This window comes from Streptomyces olivaceoviridis, from assembly GCF_014650115.1.
Taxonomy (GTDB): domain Bacteria; phylum Actinomycetota; class Actinomycetes; order Streptomycetales; family Streptomycetaceae; genus Streptomyces; species Streptomyces olivaceoviridis.
On record NZ_BMUI01000115.1, the window covers coordinates 1 to 774 of the forward strand.

Below are 774 nucleotides of genomic sequence, written 5' to 3' on the forward strand. Positions count from 1 at the left end.
GATGATTGCGCGCGGCGATTCAGTGATTTGGATTGCAAGTGAAGAGGGTAACGAATGGTGTGTGTCATGTAAGAGGCTAGTAGAATACACGTATGAGGTTGGTTGTGGGAGATGGGGGCATGTCTGTATTAAATGCCGACACCAGCTGAGGCGTCAACACCAGCACCAACACCAAGGGGACCGCCAACACCCACTCCGATGCCCACATTCGCGCCAGCTCCCACACCGACACCTCCCAGACCGGCTCCTACGCCTACGTCGGCACCTACGTTGGCGCCGAGTCCACCAAATCCACCGAGTCCGCCACCAAGTCCGGCGTTGACCCCTACGTTGGCTCCGAAACCAGTTCCTAGGTTGGCACCAAAACCGGCGTTAACCCCAAAGCCGGGGATCATGCCGAAGAGACCGCCAAAGCCGCCGAAACCGCCAAAGCCGGGCATCATGCCGAAGCCGTTACCCATGCCGCCAAAGCCGGGGAACATGCCACCGATGCCGGATCCTTCGCCGGGACGACCACGGGACGGGATGCTGGGAGATGGGTGATAAGGAGCTGAGTGGAAAGGTTGAGATGGCTTGCCACCGTAGGAAGGGTGTTGGGCTGGGGGAGAGTAAGATTCTGGTGGGGCATAGGAGTCAGAGTCGTAGTCTGAGGCAGCGTAATCGCTGGGTTGGTGTTGTCCGGCTGGCAAGGCGAAGACCGCGCTAGTAGCAACGAGAAGGGTGATGAGTAAGCTGGACTGCATGTTGGTTGGTGTAAGTTTGAAAGGATCGAAG

At 58.1% G+C, this 774-nt stretch carries 1 pseudogene; it reads right to left on the reverse strand.

From position 1 onward, the window contains the following. Positions 1-128: 128 nt before the first annotated feature. Positions 129-774, reverse strand: a pseudogene (locus IE273_RS45585) (hypothetical protein); the annotation flags it as partial.